This window comes from Bradyrhizobium sp. CCBAU 65884, assembly GCF_028128835.1.
GTDB classification, from domain to species: Bacteria; Pseudomonadota; Alphaproteobacteria; order Rhizobiales; family Xanthobacteraceae; genus Bradyrhizobium; species Bradyrhizobium ottawaense.
In genome coordinates this window covers 128,176-147,490 of record NZ_LBJU01000128.1, presented here as the reverse complement: position 1 = coordinate 147,490, position 19,315 = coordinate 128,176, and the positions used below count along the sequence as shown (strand labels likewise).

Genomic DNA, 19,315 nt, shown 5'->3' with positions numbered 1-19,315 from the left:
GCGCGGCTTTGAAATCCCCGAACAATCGAGCCCGGTTTCCGGCTCATCCTTCGAGACAGAGGGCTGGGCCAACGGCGGCTGTTCGGATCCCTGAAATTCATTCGCGTCTGTCGACGGACGTTGGACATCAAAACGATGGCAGTCAGCCCGTTCAAGTTCTTGCAGGAAGTGCGCTCGGAGACCGCCAAGGTCACTTGGCCGACCCGCCGCGAGACCACGATCACCACCATCATGGTCTTCGTCATGGTCGCCGTGGCCTCGATCTTCTTCTTCGCCGCCGACCAGATCATCCGTGTCCTCATCACTTACCTTCTGGGCATTCACTGATGGCAACCGCAACCGCTCAACTGTCCGACAAGCGCTGGTACATCGTCCACGCCTACTCGAACTTCGAGAAGAAGGTCGCCGAATCGATCCGCGAGCAGGCCAAGCAGCGCGGGCTCGAGGAACTGTTCGAGCTGGTGCTGGTTCCGACCGAGAAGGTCACGGAAGTGCGCCGCGGCCGCAAGATCGACGCCGAGCGCAAGTTCTTCCCCGGCTATGTGCTGGTGAAGATGAAGCTGACCGACGAAGCGTTTCACCTCATCAAGAACACGCCGAAGGTCACGGGCTTCCTCGGCGCTGAAAACAAGCCGATGCCGATCTCGGAATCCGAGGCCATGCGCATCCTGCACCAGGTGCAGGAAGGCGTGGAACGGCCGAAGGCGTCGGTGTCGTTCGAGATCGGCGAGAACGTGCGCGTGGCCGATGGCCCGTTCGCCTCGTTCTCGGGTGTCGTCGAGGAAATCGACGAGGCGCGCTCGCGCGTGAAGGTCGCGGTGTCGATCTTCGGCCGTGCCACGCCGGTCGAATTGGAATTCGGTCAGGTCGAGAAGGTCTGACCGGACGAGGCGTGAGACTTCGGTCTCGCGTTAGCAAGAGGCCGTGGGAGGGAGAGGGCGGTTGCCAGCCGCATCCGACCCAGACCACGAACCTGAAACCGCTGGCAGCCTGCCGGCACAACAGGAGTGATACATGGCAAAGAAAGTGACCGGATACCTGAAGCTTCAGGTCCCGGCCGGTGCGGCGAATCCTTCGCCCCCGATCGGTCCCGCGCTCGGTCAGCGCGGTCTCAACATCATGGAGTTCTGCAAGGCGTTCAACGCGCAGACCCAGAAGGAAGAGAAGAACACCCCGATTCCCGTCGTGATCACGATCTACGCCGATCGTTCGTTCACGTTCGAGATGAAGACGCCCCCGATGTCCTTCTTCCTCAAGCAGGCCGCCAAGATCCAGTCCGGCTCGAAGGCGCCGGGCCGTGACAAGGCCGGCAAGGTGACCAAGGCGCAGGTGCGCGAGATCGCCGAGAAGAAGATGAAGGATCTCAATTGCGATTCCATCGAATCGGCCATGAAGATGGTCGAGGGCTCTGCCCGTTCGATGGGCCTGGAAGTGGCGGGGTAAGCGGTCATGGCAATCGGAAAGCGTTTGAACAAAGCCCGCGAAGGTGTTGACCGCGAAAAGCTTTACCCGCTCGCGGACGCCATCAAGATGGTCAAGGAACGCGCGAAAGCGAAGTTCGACGAGACCATCGAGGTCGCGATCAATCTCGGCGTCGATCCGCGTCACGCCGACCAGATGGTCCGCGGCGTCGTGACCCTGCCGAACGGCACTGGCCGTACGCTCCGCGTCGGCGTGTTCGCCCGCGGTGCCAAGGCCGATGAGGCCAAGGCTGCGGGTGCCGACGTCGTCGGCGCCGAGGACCTGGTCGAGAAGGTGCAGAACGGCTCGATCGATTTCGACCGCTGCATCGCCACCCCCGACATGATGCCGCTGGTCGGCCGTCTCGGTAAGGTGCTCGGCCCGCGCGGCCTGATGCCGAACCCGAAGATCGGCACCGTGACCATGGACGTCACCGGTGCGGTGAAGGGTGCCAAGGGCGGCTCGGTCGAGTTCCGCGTCGAGAAGGCCGGCATCCTGCAGGCCGGCGTCGGCAAGGCCTCGTTCTCCGAGGAGAAGCTGGTCGAGAACATCAAGGCTCTCGCCGATGCTGTCTCGAAGGCGAAGCCGGCCGGTTCCAAGGGCACCTACATCCAGCGCGTTGCGGTGTCCTCGACGATGGGCCCCGGCGTGAAGGTCGAGCCGGGCACCATTCTCGGCTAAGTCTGGAAATTGCGTGAGGCGAGGGGCGGAATTGGGCAACCGATTCCGCCCCTCGTCGTTTGTGGCAGGGCTCACCGGAAACAAGAACAATGGCTGACAAGGTCCTGATCTATTCGCGTTTTCCCAAGTCGATGATGGCGCGTTTCGCCGAGCGCTTCGAATTGCTCGACACCGGTGGCAAGCCCGCTAGCGAGGTGTTTTCGGCGGAGGAGCTCAGTGGCATCCGCGCACTGCTGACCGCAGGCGGCTCGCCGCTCGGCGCGGAGGCGATGGACCTGTTTCCCAAGCTCGGCGCCATCGTCTGCTACGGCACCGGCTATGACGGCGTCGATCTGAAGGCGGCAGCGAGCCGCGATATCGCGGTCGGTCACAGTCCCGGCGCCAACGCGGCTTCGGTCGCCGACATCGCGATGACCCTGATGCTGGCGACGACCCGGCGGATCCTGGTGGCCGACCAATATGTCCGCAGCGGCGACTGGGCGGCGTCGAAGCAATCGCCGATGATGCGGCCGCAGGCCGGCATGCCCGGCCGCCGCATCGGCGTCTACGGCATGGGCGAGATCGGCCGCAAGATCGCGGCGCGCTGCGCTGCCTTCGAGAGCGAGATCGGCTATTTCAGCCGCAGCAAATACGATCTGCCCTATCAATATTTCCCGACCCTGGAGGCACTGGCTGACTGGTGCAGCGTGCTGATGATCGCGGTCCGGGCAGGGGCCGAGACCCAGCACGTCGTCAATGCCGATATCCTGGGGCGCCTCGGCGCGGACGGCTATGTCGTCAACATCTCCCGCGGCTCGGTCATCGACGAGCAGGCCCTGGTGGCGGCGCTCTCCGACAAGACCATCGCCGGCGCCGGCCTCGACGTCTTCGAGAAAGAACCGCATGCCCCCGACGCCCTGACCGCGCTGCCGAACGTGGTGTTCGCCCCCCACATCGGCGGCCACACTCTCGAATCGCACGTCGCCATGCAAGGCTGCGTCTTGGCCAATCTGACCGCGTTCTTCGAGGGCAGGCCGCTGCCTCATGCGATCAAATCGGCCTGAATCGGTCCTTATCGGCCCGGATCAAGCGCCCAGGGCAACGGATTGGAACTGGTGTGAATTTTGCTCTTGGCAAGCAGGCGGAGAGCGGTTAAAGAACCGCTTCCGGACGTGCCGGCCTCGGCTGGCGCGTTCGTGCACGCATTCCGAAAACCGAAGACAGGAGAAATTCCTTTTCAGGACGTCCGTGAGGATTTGCCCGAAAAGGAAGAAAGACCCGTCGGCTGGTGGAGTGCGGGCAGAGGTCGGGCGGTTCGCCGGCTGACCTTGTCCTGTCCAAGACTGCAGGCGCCCGCGGGGAATTTCGATTTCTCAAGGGCTTAATCGCATGGCCTGCATAGACGGGTGAAGACCGGATTTCACTTCGCCTTCCACCTTAAGGGTGGTTGCGAAACGGGTCTGGTTCGGACCTCGACACGCCGTGGGCTCTCACGAGCTCCCGGAGGGCAGGCTTTGAATCGTCGTCTCGCCCGGCGCGTGTCCGATGGGTTTTGACCCGGAGGTTCAGGTTTTGGGTGGGGCGATGGGTGCAACCCGGCGGTCCCGCTTTTCGCGATGACCGCCAACCGGAAAGAGCTTGCTGTGGAACGAGCGGCAAAAAAGGAAGCGGTCGAACAGCTCAACGGGGTCTTCAAGACCACGAGCGTCGCGGTCGTTGCTCAATATTCCGGCCTGACCGTCGCCCAGATGCAGAAGCTGCGCATGCAGATGAAGCAGGCTGGCGCTTCGGTGAAGGTCTCGAAGAACCGTCTCGCCAAAATTGCTCTTGAAGGCACTGACGTCATTGCCATCGGTCCCATGCTGAAGGGACCGACTGTGATCGCCACTTCGAACGATCCGGTAGCGGCGCCAAAGGTCGCCATCGAATTCGCCAAGGCGAACGAAAAGTTCGTCATCGTCGGCGGCTCGATGGGGAAGACCGTCCTGAATGTCGACGGCGTGAAGGCGCTTGCCTCGCTGCCGTCGCTTGACGAACTGCGCGCCAAGATCGTCGGCCTGCTTGTGGCCCCGGCGACCAAGATCGCTCAGCTCGCCAATGCGCCCGCGGGCAAGCTCGCGCGCGTCATCCAGGCTCATGCCTCAAAGGGCGAAGCGGCCTGACGCCCTTCGCAAAACTCAAACCCGAACCAGACTTACACGTAAGGAAACTGAACAATGGCTGACTTGCAGAAGATCGTTGACGACCTCTCGAGCCTCACCGTGCTCGAAGCCGCTGAACTGGCGAAGCTCCTCGAAGAAAAGTGGGGCGTTTCGGCTGCCGCGGCTGTCGCCGTGGCCGGCCCGGCTGGTGGTGGCGCTGCCGCCGCTCCGGCGGAAGAGAAGACCGAGTTCACGGTCGTTCTCGCCAGCGCCGGCGACAAGAAGATCGAGGTCATCAAGGAAGTCCGCGCCATCACCGGCCTGGGCCTGAAGGAAGCAAAGGACCTCGTCGAGGGCGCGCCGAAGCCTGTCAAGGAAGGCGTGAACAAGGACGAAGCCGACAAGATCAAGGTCCAGCTCGAGAAGGCTGGCGCGAAGGTCGAGCTCAAGTAAGCACCGCTTACTGGCGAGGTCTCGGGCGAGCGTAAGCTTGGTCCGAGATCCTGCTTGCCCCTCAAAAAGGGGCGAGCTGATGCAAAAGGCGTGCGACGGAACGTCCCGACGCAGGCCGAACACGAAAAAGTGTGGGGATTTGAGGGTTCGCCCCTCGAATCTCCACTATTGTCGCCCCATATCGGTTCGGCAGCACGAAAGCGCGGTGGGCAGGGATAGCGGATTCCCTGTAAGCCGTTGGGAGAGCAAGCTATTTCGGGCTTTTGCAGTCCGTGAAACGATCGTTGTGACGGGCGGGCGCGCACCAGCGCCCCGCGCGTCGTTTTGCGTTTTGAAGGTCTGAAGAACAGATTCAGGACATTCCGGCCTGAAGCTGAGTCTCCGGCCCCCAAAGCGGGTTCGAAAAATTCAACCCGGGGAGCGGTGGCAGCCGCGTCTCGGACGGTTCGCCCAGAGCGGGCGACGAAAATGAGAGGCCACGATGGCGCAGCAGACATTCACCGGTCGCAAACGCGTTCGCAAGTTCTTCGGACACATCAAGGAAGTCGCCGAGATGCCGAACCTCATCGAGGTTCAGAAGGCGTCCTATGACCAGTTCCTGATGGTCGATGAACCCCAGGGTGGCCGTCTCGACGAGGGTCTGCAGGCGGTGTTCCGCTCGGTGTTTCCGATCTCCGATTTCTCGGGCACTTCGATGCTGGAATTCGTGCGCTACGAGTTCGAACAGCCGAAATACGACGTCGACGAGTGCCGCCAGCGCGGCATGACCTTCGCGGCCCCCCTCAAGGTGACGCTGCGCCTCATCGTGTTCGATATCGACGAGGAAACCGGCGCGAAGTCGGTGAAGGACATCAAGGAGCAGGACGTCTACATGGGCGACATTCCGCTCATGACGATGAACGGCACCTTCATCGTCAACGGCACCGAGCGCGTCATCGTCTCGCAGATGCACCGCTCGCCCGGCGTGTTCTTCGATCACGACAAGGGCAAGACCCATTCCTCGGGCAAGCTGCTGTTCGCCGCCCGCGTCATCCCGTATCGCGGCTCCTGGCTCGACATCGAGTTCGACGCCAAGGACATCGTCTATGCGCGTATCGACCGTCGCCGCAAGATTCCGGTGACGTCGCTGATGTTCGCCCTCGGCCTCGACGGCGAGGCGATCCTGTCGACGTTCTACAAGAAGATCCTCTACAAGCGGACCAAGGAAGGCTGGCGCGTTCCGTTCGACGCCAATCGTTTCCGTGGCTACTCGACCATCAACGACCTGATCGATGCCGACACCGGCAAGGTCGTGCTCGAGGCCGGCAAGAAGCTCACCGTCCGTGCCGCCCGCCAGCTCCAGGAGAAGGGGCTGAAGGCGCTGCGCATGGCCGATGAGGAGCTGGTCGGCAACTACATCGCCGAGGACCTCGTCAACCCGAAGACCGGTGAGATCCACGCCGAGGCCGGTGAGGAAATCACCGACAAGTCGATGAAGGTGCTCAACGAGCACGGCTACAAGGAACTGCCGCTGCTCGACATCGACCACGTCAATGTCGGCGCCTATATCCGCAACACGCTCTCGGCCGACAAGAACATGACGCGTGAAGACGCGCTGTTCGACATCTACCGCGTGATGCGCCCGGGCGAGCCGCCGACGCTGGATTCGGCGCAGGCCATGTTCCAGTCGCTGTTCTTCGACGCCGAGCGCTACGACCTCTCCGCGGTCGGCCGCGTCAAGATGAACATGCGCCTCGACCTCGATGCGCCCGACACCCAGCGTACGCTGCGCAAGGAAGACATCCTCTCCGTCATCAAGACGCTGGTGGATCTGCGCGACGGCAAGGGCGAGATCGACGACATCGACCATCTCGGCAATCGCCGCGTGCGTTCGGTCGGAGAGCTCATGGAGAACCAGTACCGCATCGGCCTGCTGCGCATGGAGCGCGCGATCAAGGAGCGCATGTCCTCGGTCGACATCGACACGGTCATGCCGCAGGACCTGATCAACGCGAAGCCGGCGGCTGCCGCCGTGCGCGAGTTCTTCGGCTCCTCGCAGCTCTCGCAGTTCATGGACCAGACCAACCCGCTCAGCGAGATCACCCACAAGCGTCGTCTCTCGGCGCTTGGACCGGGCGGTCTGACCCGCGAGCGCGCCGGCTTCGAGGTGCGCGACGTGCATCCGACGCATTACGGCCGCATCTGCCCGATCGAGACGCCGGAAGGTCCGAACATCGGCCTGATCAACTCGCTCGCGACCTTCGCGCGCGTGAACAAGTACGGCTTCGTCGAGACGCCGTATCGCAAGGTCAAGGATGGCCGCGTCACCGACGAGGTCGTGTATCTCTCGGCGATGGAAGAGGGCCGCTACACGGTCGCGCAGGCCAACGTGCCGCTCGACCCGAAGGGCCGCTTCACCGAAGACCTCGTGGTCTGCCGTCATGCCGGCGAAGTCTTGCCGGTGACGCCCGACAAGGTCGACTACATGGACGTGTCGCCGAAGCAGCTGGTTTCGGTGGCCGCGGCGCTGATCCCGTTCCTCGAGAACGACGACGCCAACCGCGCGCTGATGGGCTCGAACATGCAGCGCCAAGCGGTGCCGCTGGTTCGCGCCGAGGCGCCGTTCGTCGGCACTGGCATGGAAGGCGTGGTTGCGCGTGACTCGGGCGCCGCGATCGCGGCGCGCCGTTCGGGCGTGATCGACCAGATCGACGCCACCCGCGTCGTCATCCGCGCCACGGAAGATCTCGATCCGACCAAGTCGGGCGTCGATATCTACCGTCTGATGAAGTACCAGCGCTCGAACCAGTCGACCTGCATCAACCAGCGTCCGCTGGTGAAGGTCGGCGACATCGTCAAGAAGGGCGACATCATCGCCGACGGTCCGTCGACCGATCTCGGTGAGCTCGCGCTCGGCCGGAACGTGCTCGTCGCGTTCATGCCGTGGAACGGCTACAACTTCGAAGACTCGATCCTGCTCTCCGAGCGGATCGTGAAGGAAGACGTCTTCACCTCGATCCACATCGAGGAATTCGAGGTGATGGCCCGCGACACCAAGCTCGGGCCCGAGGAAATCACCCGCGACATTCCGAACGTCTCGGAAGAAGCGCTGAAGAACCTCGACGAAGCCGGTATCGTCTACATCGGTGCGGAAGTCCGCGCCGGCGACATCCTGGTCGGCAAGATCACGCCGAAGGGCGAGAGCCCGATGACGCCGGAAGAGAAGCTCCTGCGCGCCATCTTCGGCGAGAAGGCTTCCGACGTTCGCGATACCTCGCTGCGCGTTCCTCCGGGCGTGCAGGGCACGATCGTGGAAGTGCGCGTGTTCAACCGTCACGGCGTCGACAAGGACGAGCGGGCGCTGGCGATCGAGCGGGAAGAGATCGAGCGTCTGGCCAAGGACCGCGACGACGAGCAGGCGATCCTGGACCGCAACGTCTACAACCGTCTTGCCGAGCTGCTCGAAGGGCGGCAGGGCATTGCCGGCCCGAAGGGCTTCAAGAAGGACACCAAGATCACCCGTGCGGTGCTCGAGGAGTACCCGAAGTCGCAGTGGTGGCTGTTCGCATCGCCGAACGACAAGCTGATGGCCGAGATCGAGGCTATGCGGAAGCAGTACGACGAGTCGAAGAAGGGGCTTGAACAGCGCTTCCTCGACAAGGTCGAGAAGCTTCAGCGCGGTGACGAATTGCCGCCCGGCGTGATGAAGATGGTCAAGGTCTTCGTCGCGGTGAAGCGCAAGATCCAGCCCGGCGACAAGATGGCCGGCCGCCACGGCAACAAGGGCGTGGTGTCGAAGATCGTGCCGATCGAGGACATGCCGTTCCTCGAAGACGGTACGCACGCCGACATCGTGCTCAACCCGCTCGGCGTGCCTTCGCGCATGAACGTCGGACAGATCCTCGAGACCCATCTCGGCTGGGCCTGCGCCGGCCTCGGCAAGCGTATCGGCCAGACCGTCGATGCGTACCTGTCGAAGCAGGACATCAAGCCGCTGAAGGAGACCTTGAAGAAGGTCTACGGCGAGGACGAGACGATCAAGACGCTCAACGACAACGAGTTGATCGAGCTCGGCCATAACCTCAGCCGCGGTGTGCCGATCGCGACGCCGGTGTTCGACGGCGCCAAGGAAGCCGACATCGAGGAGATGCTGAAGCTTGCCGGTCTCGACGCTTCGGGTCAGTCGACCGTCTATGACGGCCGTACCGGCGATGCGTTCGATCGCAAGGTGACAGTGGGCTACATCTACATGCTCAAGCTGCACCATCTCGTGGACGACAAGATCCACGCGCGTTCGATCGGTCCGTACTCGCTCGTTACCCAGCAGCCGCTGGGCGGCAAGGCGCAGTTCGGTGGCCAGCGCTTCGGCGAAATGGAGGTGTGGGCGCTCGAGGCTTACGGCGCGGCGTACACGCTCCAGGAGATGCTGACGGTGAAGTCGGACGACGTCGCCGGCCGTACCAAGGTGTACGAGGCGATCGTGCGCGGCGACGACACGTTCGAGGCCGGTATTCCGGAATCGTTCAACGTGCTGGTCAAGGAAATGCGCTCGCTCGGCCTCAACGTCGACCTGCACAACTCCAAGGTTGGACCGGCGCCGACGTCGGAAGCGGCCGAGTAACACGACCTTTCATGCCCGGCCTTCACGGCCGGGCATTGGCGCCCCTCCCGATGCCTTGAGGGCAGGGCGCCCTGCTTGAGTGATTTTCGAATTTGCGGCCGGAGGCGACCGGCACGCGAGGAGAAGACGATGAACCAAGAAATTATGAATCTCTTCAACCCGACGACGCCGGCTCAGGTCTTCGACCAGATCCGGATCTCGATCGCGTCTCCAGAGAAGATTCTGTCCTGGTCCTACGGCGAGATCAAGAAGCCGGAGACCATCAACTACCGCACCTTCAAGCCCGAGCGCGACGGCCTGTTCTGCGCCCGCATCTTCGGGCCGATCAAGGATTACGAGTGCTTGTGCGGCAAGTACAAGCGCATGAAGTACAAGGGCATCATCTGCGAGAAGTGCTCGGTTGAGGTCACGCTGTCGCGCGTCCGGCGCGAGCGCATGGGCCATATCGAGCTCGCAGCCCCCGTCGCCCACATCTGGTTCCTGAAGTCGCTGCCCTCGCGCATCGGCCTGCTGCTCGACATGACGCTGAAGGATCTCGAGCGGATCCTCTACTTCGAATACTACGTCGTGCTCGAGCCGGGCCTCACCGCGCTGAAGGACCGCCAGCTGCTGTCGGAAGACGAGTATCTGAAGGCGCAGGACGAGTACGGCCAGGACAGCTTCACCGCCATGATCGGCGCGGAAGCGATCCGCGAGCTGCTCAAGGGCATGGACCTCGAGAAGCTCGAGGCGACCTTGCGCCTGGAGATGCAGGAGACCGACTCCGACATCAAGCACAAGAAGCTCGCCAAGCGCCTGAAGATCGTGGAAGCGTTCCGCCACTCCGGCAACAAGCCGGAATGGATGATCATGACCGTGGTCCCGGTGATTCCGCCGGATTTGCGTCCGCTGGTGCCGCTGGACGGCGGCCGCTTCGCGACGTCGGATCTGAACGACCTCTACCGCCGCGTCATCAACCGCAACAACCGCTTGAAGCGGCTGATGGAGCTCCGCGCGCCCGACATCATCATCCGCAACGAGAAGCGCATGCTTCAGGAAGCGGTCGATGCGCTGTTCGACAACGGCCGCCGCGGCCGCGTCATCACGGGCGCCAACAAGCGCCCGCTGAAGTCGCTCGCCGACATGCTCAAGGGCAAGCAGGGCCGCTTCCGTCAGAACCTTCTGGGCAAGCGTGTCGACTATTCGGGCCGTTCGGTGATCGTGGTCGGTCCCGAGCTGCGCCTGCATCAGTGCGGCCTGCCGAAGAAGATGGCGCTCGAGCTGTTCAAGCCGTTCATCTATTCGCGGCTCGACGCCAAGGGCCTGTCCACCACGGTGAAGCAGGCCAAGAAGCTGGTCGAGAAGGAGCGGCCCGAGGTCTGGGACATCCTGGATGAGGTCATCCGCGAGCATCCGGTGCTGCTCAACCGCGCACCGACGCTGCATCGTCTCGGCATCCAGGCGTTCGAGCCCGTGCTGATCGAGGGCAAGGCGATCCAGCTTCACCCGCTGGTCTGCTCCGCGTTCAATGCCGACTTCGACGGCGACCAGATGGCCGTGCACGTCCCGCTGTCGCTCGAAGCGCAGCTGGAAGCGCGCGTCCTGATGATGTCGACCAACAACATCCTGCACCCGGCGAACGGACAGCCGATCATCGTGCCGTCGCAGGACATCGTGCTCGGTCTCTACTACGTCTCGATCATGCGCGAAGGCCTGCCCGGCGAGGGCAAGGTGTTCGGCGAGATGGCCGAACTCGAGCACGCGCTGCACGCGAAGGTCATCCACCTCCACACCAAGATCAAGTACCGGTGGGAAGGCATCGACGAGACCGGCAAGATCTCGAAGCGCTGGATCGAGACCACCGCTGGCCGCGTCATGCTCGGCAATCTGCTGCCGAAGAACCCGCGCGTCCCCTACGAGATCATCAACAAGCTGATGACCAAGCGCGAGATCTCGGGCGTCATCGACCAGGTCTACCGCCACTGCGGCCAGAAGGAGACGGTGATCTTCTGCGACCGCATCATGGCGCTCGGCTTCTACAACGCGTTCAAGGCCGGCATCTCGTTCGGCAAGGACGACATGGTCGTGCCGCACTCCAAGTGGAAGATCGTCGACACCACCCGTACGCTGGCGAAGGATTTCGAGCAGCAGTACAACGACGGCCTGATCACCCATGGCGAGAAGTACAACAAGGTCGTCGACGCCTGGTCGAAGGCCACGGAAGAAATCGCCAAGGCGATGATGAAGGAGATCTCCTCCACCAAGAAGACGGCGAGTGGAGCGGATGCCGACATCAACTCGATCTACATGATGGCTCACTCCGGCGCCCGCGGTTCGCCGGCCCAGATGCGCCAGCTCGCCGGCATGCGCGGCCTGATGGCCAAGCCGTCGGGCGAGATCATCGAGACGCCGATCATCTCGAACTTCAAGGAGGGCCTTTCGGTTCTCGAGTACTTCAACTCGACCCACGGCGCCCGCAAGGGCCTCGCGGACACCGCGTTGAAGACCGCGAACTCGGGCTACCTGACCCGTCGTCTCGTCGACGTCGCGCAGGACTGCATCATCACACAGAGCGACTGCGGCACCAAGCTCGGCATCAAGATGCGCGCCATCGTCGATGCCGGCACCGTGGTGGCTTCGCTCGGCTCGCGCATCCTCGGACGCACGGCCTGCGAAGATATCCGTGACAGCTCCGGCAAGGTGATCATCAAGCGCGATACGCTGATGGAAGAAAGCCATCTGGACGCCATCCAGCAGGGTGGTGTGCAGGAGGTGAAGATCCGCTCGGCGCTGACCTGCGAACTCGTCAACGGCATCTGCGGCAAGTGCTATGGCCGCGACCTCGCCCGCGGCACGCCGGTCAACCACGGCGAAGCGGTCGGCGTCATCGCGGCGCAGTCGATCGGCGAGCCGGGCACCCAGCTCACCATGCGCACCTTCCATATCGGTGGTGCGGCGCAGCTCAACGAGCAGTCGTTCGTCGAAGCCAACTTCGACGGCAAGATCGTGATCCGGAACAAGGCCATCGCCCGCAACAGCGAAGGCCACCTGGTCGCGATGGTGCGCAACATGGTGGTGGCGATCGTCGATGCCGACGGCACCGAGCGTGCGACGCACCGCGTTCAGTACGGTTCGCGCCTGCACGTCGACGAAGGCGACATGGTCAAGCGTGGCCAGCGCATCGTCGAGTGGGATCCCTACACCCGTCCGCTCCTCACCGAGGTCGAAGGTACCATCGGCTTCGAGGATCTGGTCGAGGGGCAGTCGATCTCGGAAACGCTCGACGAAGCCACCGGTATCGCCAAGCGCGTGGTCATCGACTGGCGCTCGACCCGCGGCGGCGCGGACCTGCGTCCGGCCATCGTGGTCAAGGGCAAGGACGGCAAGGTGCTCAAGCTCGCCCGTGGCGGCGATGCCCGCTACATGCTGTCGGTCGACGCCATTCTCTCGGTCGACGTCGGCGCCAAGGTCAATCCGGGCGATATCCTCGCCCGTGTCTCGACCGAAAGCGCCAAGACGCGTGACATCACCGGCGGTCTGCCGCGGGTGGCGGAACTGTTCGAGGCACGGCGTCCGAAGGATGCGGCGATCATTGCCGAAATCTCGGGCACCATCCGGTTCGGACGCGACTACAAGAACAAGCGTCGCATCTCGATCGAGCCGATGGACAAGACCGACGAGCCGCGCGAGTACCTGATCCCGAAGGGCAAGCACATCCACCTTCAGGACGGCGACGTCGTCGAAAAGGGCGACTTCATCGTGGAAGGCAACCCGGCGCCGCACGACATCCTGGCGGTCAAGGGCATCGAGGAACTCGCGGCTTACCTGGTCAACGAGATCCAGGAGGTCTACCGGCTCCAGGGCGTGCTCATCAACGACAAGCACATCGAGGTGATTGTCCGTCAGATGCTCCAGAAGGTGGAAGTCACCGACCAGGGCGACACGGACATGATCTCCGGCGAGCAGGTCGACAAGATCGAGTTCGACGCGCTGAACGAGAAGGCGAAGGAAGAGGGCAAGAAGATCGCTACGGGGACGCCGGTTCTGCTCGGCATCACCAAGGCGAGCCTCCAGACCCGCTCCTTCTTCTCGGCGGCCTCGTTCCAGGAGACCACCCGCGTCCTCACGGAAGCGGCGGTCAACGGCAAGGTCGATCCGCTCGAAGGCCTCAAGGAGAACGTCATCGTCGGCCGGCTGATTCCGGCAGGCACCGGCGCCTCCATGGCCAAGATTCGCGAAGTCGCCATGAAGCGCGACAAGCTGATCCTGGACGAGCGCGAGAAGCAGGCGGCGGTCGTGTCGCCCGCGCCGGAAGCGGAGCTTCCTGCGCTGCCGCCCGCGGAATGATCGTTCATCCGTAGGACTACCGAGGACAATGAAAAGGCCGGCGAAAGCCGGCCTTTTTGTTGCTTTGCTTGTCTGTTGCGATGCGAGATCAACCTTTGTTCATCTTTCCTTCAGCCGCAAAAGCGCTTCTGCTAGGAGAGTTTAGACCGGTGGTCCCGTGAAGGGGGCGGGCCGGAGACCACGGAACTCACATGCTTGATCTCGCAATCGTAGGCGGCGGCCCCGGCGGGCTGATGAGCGCTTGGTATCTGAAGCGCAAGCTCGGCGACCTCTGTCGCGTCACCATCTACGAGGCCTCCGATCGGCTCGGCGGCAAGATCGTCACCCGCAAATTCGATTCCGCGCCCGCGATGTACGAGGCCGGCGTTGCCGAGATCTACGACTACTCGATGACCGGGCCGGATCCGCTGCGCGAGCTGATCCAGCATTTCGGGCTGCAGACGATTCCGATGGATGCCGAGCAGGTGCAGTTCGGCGGCGAGCTTCTCGACGACGTGCCGGGCATGCGCCGCAAGTATGGTGCCAAGACCGCCGCGGCGATCGAGGCGTTCCGCAAGCGCTGTGCTGAGGCGATGTCACCGATCGAATATTACGAGGGCGTCGGCGCGCACGACAATGAGAATCCCTGGGCCTACAAGACCGCCGAGCAGGTGCTCGACGAGGAGGTCGAGGACGAAACCGCAAAGCGGTTCTTCAAGGTGATGGCACGCTCCGACATCGCCACCGAGAGCCACAACACCAACGGCCTCAACGCGCTCAAGAACTATCTGATGGATGTCGACGGCTATATCGGCCTCTATTCCATCCAGAACGGCAACGAGCAGTTGATCGAATGCCTGCAGTCGGAGGTCAACGCCGACATCCAGCTCAATCACCGCGTGCTAACCGTCGGCAAGGCGCCGACCGGCCGCTACCAGCTCAAGATGATGAACGGCAAGGGACCGGAGACGCGCGACTTCGATCTCGTGCTGGTCTGCCTGCCGCATTCCTGGCTCGCCACCATGGGGTGGGAAGGCGAACAGCTCCGCAAGTCGATGGTCAAGCACGTTTCTTACTTCGACCGTCCCGCGCACTATTTGCGCGTCTCGATCCTGTTCGACACGCCGTTCTGGGGCGAGAAGATTCCAGGCGCCTGGTTCATGTCGGAAGCCTTCGGCGGCTGCTGCGTCTACAACGAGGGTGCGCGCCACGACGTCGGCAAGCACGGCGTGCTGAACTGGCTGATTCCCGGCTCCGACGCGCTGGCCTTCGCCAATCTGTCCGACCAGGAGCTGATCGATGCCGCGCTGAAATCGCTGCCGGCCTCGCTCGGCGATGCGCGCCTGCATTTCATGGAAGGCAAGATCCATCGCTGGTTGTCATCGGTGAACGCGATTCCGGGCGGCCTGCCGGTGCGCGATGTCATGACCAATCACCGGCCCGAGCCGAAGGAGCATCCCGGCATCGTGGTGGTCGGCGACTATCTGTTCGACTCGACGCTGAACGGCCTGCTCGACTCCTCGGATGCGGCAACCGACATCATCCTGACCGAGATGATGCGCCTGCGCCGCGAGCGCGCGCAGGACGACAAGCCGCTCTCCGACAAGATCGATCGCGACTATTTCGAGAACTATCGCGGCCTCGGCCCCTATCACGAGGCATGGCGCCACTTCACCGATCCCGATTACCTCACCCGGCTGCTCGGCATCGTCTGGGGCAAGACCAAGGGTGCCAAGCTGCTCGTCGCGGGCTCGGCCAGCGGCGAATTGGTCGGCGCGCTGCGCGAGCGCGGCATCGATGCCTTCGGCATCGAGAGCAACCGCGCCATCCACGCCAGGACGCCGAAGGCGCTGAAGAAGTACAACAAGCTCGGCTCGATCACCGACATGCCGTTCAAGGACGGCGCGTTCGACTTCGTGTTCGAGACCAGCCTTTGCCACGTTTCCCCGAAGCAGGTGGTCCGCGCAATCAAGGAACTGAACCGCGTGGTCAAGACCGGCCTCGTGTTCGGCTCGATTACCTCGGACATGGCGCCCGCGCTGATCGACCGCTACGACCTCCTGCGCGGGGTCAAGAAACTCGGCACGTGGTGGGAATGGTCCGAACTGTTCTTCGGCAACGGTTTCGACCTCTCGATGCACCGCAAGGATTGCACCGATGCGCTCTGGGAGGCGACGCTCGCCGCCAACAAGGGGCCGGGGCAGTGGTACGCCGACGCCGACAGCCTGCGCTATTCCTTCTTCGACAAGGTCGAGGACGAGGATGAGGATTAGCCGCGGGGCGCGTGTCGAATTCGCCAATTGTTTTGCCGAATTCATCCTGATCGCATAGAATCGGTGCAATAGCGGCTTTCCGCTATGTCCTGCTTTCTCTGCGGTCATGCCGGCCGTCAGCATCGGTTGGTTTCATGGCATCCAAGCCTTTCTCGCCCGACAAACAGAAGCTCGCCGCCGAAGAGGCGGCCGAGCTCGACGACAAGCTCGCCTCGACTGCCAAGCCGGACCTCGAAGACGACGAGGATGCCGAAGACGAGGCGGATGACGAGCTGGAGCTCGACGACGATGATGAGGACGAGGACCTCGTCGTCTTTACCGCGCGCGAGGCCGCGGGCGCGCTCGCGACCATCGTCGGGTTCGTCAAGCCGTTCCTGGCGAACTACAAGCGGATGCTGTCCTTCGTGGCGTTTGGCGTCTGCGTCGAGACGCTGTTCAACGTCATCATGCCGCTCAGCCTCAAGTTCCTGATCGACGACGCGCTCGGGGAGGAGGACTTCCAGGCGCTGTACAAGATCCTCGGCGTGCTCGCCGTCGCCGGCATCTTCACCTCGATCGTCGCGGTCTGGTACGAGCGCTGGGACGCGCGGCTGGCCGCCTGCATCATCTCCGACGTCCGCAAGCGCCTGTTCGAGCACGTTCAGGACCTGCCGGCGGCCTATTTCGGCCGCACCAAGCGCGGTGAGATCCTGTCGCGCTTCTCCGTCGACCTGTCGGCCTTCGAAGGCTCGGTCAAGACGTTTGCCAACAGTGCCGCGCTGCCGTTTCTGGAGCTGATCGCCGGCATCATCCTGATGGTGTTCCTGAACTGGCAGCTCGCGGCGGTCGCGCTGCTCGTGTTCCCGATCACACTGATCGGCCCGCGGATCCTGACGCCCAAGGCGGTGCAGGCCAATTACGAGCAGAAGCTCAACGAGAGCGCGCTGCTCGGCATGGTGCAGGAGAACGTGGCGGCGCAGGCCGTGATCAAGGCGTTCAGCCTGCAGCGCAAGATGTTCGGCTTCTTCACCTTCCGCAACCACGAGGCGCGCGACAAGATCGCCTCAGCCGCGTTCCTGTCGACCATGGTGGAGCGGACGGTCACCATCTCGGTGCTGATGCTGCACCTCGTGGTGCTCGCGATCGGCGCTTATCTTGCCACCAAGGGCCAGATCACCATCGGCACCTTCGTCACCTTCGAGAGCGCCTTCTGGGAGGTCTCCTACAACATCGCCCATGTGATGCATTTCATCCCGGTGTCGATCTCCTCGGCGGCGGCGATCCGGCACATGCAGGAGCTGCTGGACGAGCCGACCCGCGCTGCCGACCGCCCCGGCGCGCCCGATTTGCCGCGCATCACCAACGACATCACGTTCGATCACGTCACCTTCCAGTACGAGGGCAGTCAGACCCCGGTGCTGGACAATCTCAGTCTCAAGCTCAACGCGGGCAAGCGCATCGCGATCGTGGGCCCGAGCGGCTCCGGCAAGAGCACGTTGCTCAATTTGATCCTGCGGCTCTACGTGCCCGACGAGGGGCGGGTCACCATCGACGGCGTGGACGTCCGCAAGGTGACGCTGGATTCGCTGCGCCGGAGCATGGCGGTGGTGTTCCAGGAGAACATGCTGTTCAACATGTCGATCCGCGAGAACATCCGGCTCGGCAAGGAGGGCGCGACCGACGAGGAGGTGGAGGAGGCCGCCAAGAAGGCCGAGATCCACCGCTATATCATGAGCCTGCCGCAGCGATACGACACGCCGGTCGGCGAGCGCGGCGACACCCTGTCGGGCGGTCAGCGCCAGCGCATCGCGATCGCGCGCGCGGTCATCCGCAACCCCTCGGTGCTGCTGCTGGACGAAGCCACCTCGGCGCTGGATCAGACCACGGAAGCCGCGATCAACCGCACGCTGCTCAAGGTCGCCAAGGGCCGCACCATGATCTGGTCGACCCACCGCCTGACCTCGGTGGTGGAGATGGACGAGATCATCGTGATCTCAGGGGGCAGGGCGATCGAGCGCGGCTCGCATGCCCAGCTGCTCGCCAAGAACGGGACCTATCGCAAGCTGTGGAACGACCAGATCCACCAGCCGCACGGCGCGGCGGCTCACGCCGACGACGGCAGGGACGATGAGGACGAAGACGACCTCGAGGATGCCGAGGACGAGGACGACGAGGAGGAATGACCGAGCAAGTTCGGCTCCAGCTCGAAGGCGCCTCCAAGCGGCCGCAGCAGGCCTTGAGCCGACCAGGCGATGAAGCGGGCCCAGCGCTGCGCCGTCCAGTAGGGGCTCGTACCGATCGAGACTGAGCGGAAGTCGAACGCCTTCGCCGCCGACCATTCGTCACAGGCCCGCTTGACCGGATCTGCGTAGAAGGCAGCGATCTTGGCCGCACTCATCCCGTCGCAGGCGAGCCAGGCCGGGATGTGGACGTTGCAGAGCCGCTCGACGTCGGTGAAGACCTTGTCGCAGCCGGTGCCGGCGACCGGGCAGGAGGTCGCGAAGGCATCGCCCACCAGCACGAGGCCGGGCTGGCCGCGGCAATCGTTCACGTAGAGATCGACCGGGCGGATCTTGATCTCGCCCGGGATCTCGAACGGGCCGGTGACGGCCTCGAGCCGGGGCAGGGCCGCATCCAGCGTCTCGGTCGGGGCGCGGCGCAGCTCGCGCAGCCAGGGGTCGTCGCAGGCGCGATAGACGAACAGATTGGCGCGCATCCGCGTGCCCACCGGAAACAGCGTGACGTACGGGATGCGGTCGCTCGGACGTTCGGAGAAGTAGGTCAGAGCCGGGAAGGCGAATGCTGGGCGCCCGACCGGGACGATGTCGAACCCGATCGAGATCGAATGGCAGGCGCTGATGACTTTTCGGGTGATACCGAGCTGGTGGCGCAGGCCGACATTCAGGCCATTGGCGAGCACCACCAGGCGGGCCGAGATCGTCTCGTCATTGGAGAGCACGACCCGCTGCCGCTCCTCGCTCGTCTCGACGGCGATGGCCTTGGCGCAGATGCGCTCGACGGAAGCGGGGATTTCGTCGCGGACCGCGTTGACCAGGGAATCGTAGAGGATGTTGAACTGCCGGCTCGGTGCCTTGTCGAGCAGGCGGCCGAAGCGGGCGATCCAGTTCTCGCCGGTAAAGGTCGCGCGGCGCAGCACTGATTCTGCGATTCCGGTCTTCAGGAATCGCCCAACCTGCTCCTGACCACTGAGTTTCTCGACGCGAAAGTCCGCCGGATAGCTCTCATGCGGATCGATCAGGACGGTCGAAATTCCGGCCCGGCCGAGCATCGCGGCGGCGGTCGAGCCCGCCAATCCGCCGCCGATAATGGCAATGTCGGTGTACCGCATGGCGCCCATTTCCTGCCGAAGGGCCCAGATTGACGCATCAACAGGAAAAAAAGCCTTAGCCCTGGTCATAAAAGTACTTTTCGCCCGGGTATAA

At 63.5% G+C, this 19,315-nt stretch carries 12 protein-coding genes; 11 read left to right on the top strand and 1 reads right to left on the bottom strand.

The genetic code is table 11. The annotated features are described in order from the left end of the window. The first annotated feature begins 135 nt into the window (after window positions 1-135). The 11 genes from secE to XI03_RS29975 all read left to right on the top strand — a co-directional run bounded on the left by secE (window position 136) and on the right by XI03_RS29975 (window position 18,055). Window positions 136-327, top strand: coding sequence for a preprotein translocase subunit SecE (gene secE / locus XI03_RS30025; RefSeq protein WP_026202711.1), 192 nt, complete (start codon window positions 136-138; stop codon window positions 325-327). Beyond that, complete coding sequence (gene nusG / locus XI03_RS30020; protein WP_008136441.1) at window positions 327-881, top strand: transcription termination/antitermination protein NusG; 555 nt, start codon at window positions 327-329, stop codon at window positions 879-881. The genes secE and nusG overlap by 1 nt, the downstream gene beginning before the upstream one ends. A 133-nt stretch (window positions 882-1,014) precedes the next feature. Further along, entirely contained in the window at window positions 1,015-1,443 is a 429-nt protein-coding gene (gene rplK, locus XI03_RS30015) for a 50S ribosomal protein L11 (RefSeq protein ID WP_006611824.1), read from the top strand. 6 nt (window positions 1,444-1,449) lie between these two features. After that, on the top strand, window positions 1,450-2,142 hold the full coding sequence (rplA, locus tag XI03_RS30010; protein ID WP_014494487.1) for a 50S ribosomal protein L1: 693 nt from the start codon (window positions 1,450-1,452) through the stop codon (window positions 2,140-2,142). A gap of 89 nt (window positions 2,143-2,231) precedes the next feature. Further along, window positions 2,232-3,185: a 2-hydroxyacid dehydrogenase gene (locus XI03_RS30005; protein ID WP_271594136.1), complete on the top strand. Its 954-nt coding sequence runs from the start codon at window positions 2,232-2,234 to the stop codon at window positions 3,183-3,185. A 579-nt stretch (window positions 3,186-3,764) separates the two neighbouring features. Then, window positions 3,765-4,283, top strand: coding sequence for a 50S ribosomal protein L10 (rplJ, locus tag XI03_RS30000; protein ID WP_271594135.1), 519 nt, complete (start codon window positions 3,765-3,767; stop codon window positions 4,281-4,283). Between the two features lie 54 nt (window positions 4,284-4,337). Beyond that, window positions 4,338-4,715, top strand: coding sequence for a 50S ribosomal protein L7/L12 (gene rplL / locus XI03_RS29995; protein ID WP_018322255.1), 378 nt, complete (start codon window positions 4,338-4,340; stop codon window positions 4,713-4,715). Window positions 4,716-5,196: 481 nt separating this feature from the next. Continuing rightward, window positions 5,197-9,315 (top strand): DNA-directed RNA polymerase subunit beta, encoded by a 4,119-nt coding sequence (gene rpoB / locus XI03_RS29990; protein WP_028141012.1) that lies wholly within the window; start codon window positions 5,197-5,199, stop codon window positions 9,313-9,315. Between the two features lie 129 nt (window positions 9,316-9,444). After that, window positions 9,445-13,641: a DNA-directed RNA polymerase subunit beta' gene (gene rpoC / locus XI03_RS29985; protein WP_028141011.1), complete on the top strand. Its 4,197-nt coding sequence runs from the start codon at window positions 9,445-9,447 to the stop codon at window positions 13,639-13,641. Window positions 13,642-13,832: 191 nt separating this feature from the next. Further along, window positions 13,833-15,893 (top strand): FAD-dependent oxidoreductase, encoded by a 2,061-nt coding sequence (locus tag XI03_RS29980; RefSeq protein ID WP_092260223.1) that lies wholly within the window; start codon window positions 13,833-13,835, stop codon window positions 15,891-15,893. A 134-nt stretch (window positions 15,894-16,027) separates the two neighbouring features. Next, window positions 16,028-18,055, top strand: coding sequence for an ABC transporter ATP-binding protein (locus XI03_RS29975; RefSeq protein WP_095426225.1), 2,028 nt, complete (start codon window positions 16,028-16,030; stop codon window positions 18,053-18,055). On the opposite strand, the gene XI03_RS29970 is transcribed toward XI03_RS29975, so the two are convergent. Further along, a complete protein-coding gene (locus tag XI03_RS29970) occupies window positions 17,977-19,221 on the bottom strand; it encodes an FAD-dependent oxidoreductase (RefSeq protein WP_271594134.1) in 1,245 nt (414 codons plus the stop codon). The two genes, XI03_RS29975 and XI03_RS29970, sit on opposite strands and share 79 nt — an antisense overlap. Between the last annotated feature and the right edge of the window lie 94 nt (window positions 19,222-19,315).